2 protein-coding genes are annotated in these 2208 nt (G+C 59.0%); both read left to right on the top strand.

Annotated elements, in window-relative coordinates:
• Positions 1-580 (top strand): NADH-quinone oxidoreductase subunit NuoB (nuoB, locus tag ACIQVE_RS29540; RefSeq protein WP_402815477.1); only part of this gene is annotated, 580 nt, incomplete at its 5' end.
• 73 nt (positions 581-653) lie between these two features.
• Positions 654-2208: NADH-quinone oxidoreductase subunit C/D (gene nuoC, locus ACIQVE_RS29535; RefSeq protein ID WP_402815475.1), on the top strand; the 1555-nt coding region annotated here is incomplete at its 3' end.

Below are 2208 nucleotides of genomic sequence, written 5' to 3'. Positions count from 1 at the left end.
GGGGCAGGCCGGGCAAACGCTGTTGCTGGATGAGCCGACCTCAATGCTCGATCCGCTTCATCAACACACAACGTTGCAAGCGGTGCGCGAGTTTGGCCTGTCGTGCTGCTACGTGGAAATGACCACCGCCTTCACGGCGCCCCACGACATCGCGCGCTTCGGCGCCGAGGTTATCCGGGCATCGCCGCGTCAGGCAGACTTCATGGTTATCGCCGGTACCTGCTTCATCAAGATGGCGCCGATCATCCAGCGTCTCTACGAGCAAATGCTCGAGCCGAAATGGGTTATCTCCATGGGTTCGTGCGCCAACTCCGGTGGCATGTACGACATCTACTCCGTGGTTCAAGGGGTGGACAAGTTCCTGCCGGTGGACGTCTACGTACCTGGCTGCCCGCCCCGTCCAGAAGCATTTCTGCAAGGCTTGATGCTGTTGCAGGAATCGATTGGCAAGGAGCGTCGCCCGCTTTCCTGGGTCGTTGGTGATCAAGGCGTTTATCGCGCCGACATGCCTTCGCAGAAGGAACAGCGCCGCGAACAGCGAATCGCAGTGACCAACCTGCGCAGCCCTGACGAAGTCTGATCCAGATCTGTTCTTACAAAGAAACGAGAAGCTGGCTTCATTCTTTACGTTGACCGAAAGCGAAAAAATAACCATGACTACAGGCAGCGCTCTGTACATCCCGCCTTATAAGGCAGACGACCAGGATGTGGTCGTTGAATTGAACAACCGTTTTGGCCCTGAGGCGTTCACCGCCCAGCCGACCCGCACCGGCATGCCGGTGCTGTGGGTGGCTCGCGCCAGACTCGTTGAAGTCCTGACTTTCCTGCGCAACCTGCCCAAGCCGTACGTCATGCTCTATGACCTGCACGGCGTGGACGAGCGTCTGCGCACCAAGCGTCAAGGGCTGCCATCGGACGCCGAGTTCACCGTGTTCTATCACCTCATGTCGCTTGAGCGTAATAGTGACGTGATGATCAAGGTCGCCTTGTCCGAGAGCGACCTGAGCTTGCCGACCGTCACCAGCATCTGGCCGAACGCCAACTGGTACGAGCGTGAAGTCTGGGACATGTACGGCATCGACTTCAAAGGCCACCCGCACCTGTCGCGCATCATGATGCCGCCGACCTGGGAAGGTCACCCCCTGCGCAAGGACTTCCCGGCGCGCGCCACCGAATTCGATCCGTACAGCCTCACCCTCGCCAAGCAACAGCTTGAGGAGGAGGCCGCGCGCTTCCGTCCTGAAGACTGGGGCATGAAGCGTTCCGGTGTGAACGAGGACTACATGTTCCTCAACCTGGGCCCGAACCACCCTTCGGCTCACGGTGCGTTCCGCATCATTCTGCAGCTGGACGGTGAAGAAATCGTCGACTGCGTTCCGGACATCGGTTACCACCACCGTGGCGCCGAGAAGATGGCCGAGCGTCAGTCCTGGCACAGCTTCATCCCGTACACCGACCGCATCGACTACCTCGGCGGCGTGATGAACAACCTGCCGTACGTGCTCTCGGTCGAGAAGCTGGCCGGCATCAAGGTGCCTGAGAAGGTCGACGTCATCCGCATCATGATGGCCGAGTTCTTCCGGATCACCAGCCACCTGCTGTTCCTGGGGACCTACATCCAGGACGTTGGCGCAATGACCCCGGTGTTCTTCACATTCACCGACCGCCAGAAGGCGTACACGGTGATCGAAGCCATTACCGGTTTCCGTCTTCACCCGGCCTGGTACCGCATCGGTGGCGTCGCTCACGACCTGCCGCGCGGCTGGGAAAAACTGGTGAAAGACTTCGTTGAATGGCTGCCAAAACGCCTCGACGAATACACCAAGGCTGCCCTGCAGAACAGCATCCTCAAGGGTCGTACCATCGGCGTTGCCGCCTACAACACCAAAGAGGCCCTGGAATGGGGCGTCACCGGTGCTGGCCTGCGTTCGACCGGTTGCGATTTCGACCTGCGTAAAGCTCGTCCGTACTCGGGCTACGAGAACTTCGAGTTCGAAGTGCCGCTGGCCGCCAACGGCGATGCCTACGATCGCTGCATGGTTCGCGTCGAAGAGATGCGCCAGAGCATCAAGATCATCGACCAGTGCATGCGCAACATGCCGGAAGGCCCGTACAAGGCTGATCACCCGCTGACCACGCCGCCGCCGATATTAAGCAAGCTGCTTCAAATAGAAAGCTTGTTTTCTGAATTTCTTATTGTTTATTTTT

Origin of the sequence: Pseudomonas sp. NPDC098747, from assembly GCF_044760045.1 — a bacterium.
Taxonomy (GTDB): domain Bacteria; phylum Pseudomonadota; class Gammaproteobacteria; order Pseudomonadales; family Pseudomonadaceae; genus Aquipseudomonas.
The sequence above is the reverse complement of the archived record's forward strand: the minus strand, read 5'-3'. Positions and strand labels throughout refer to the sequence as shown.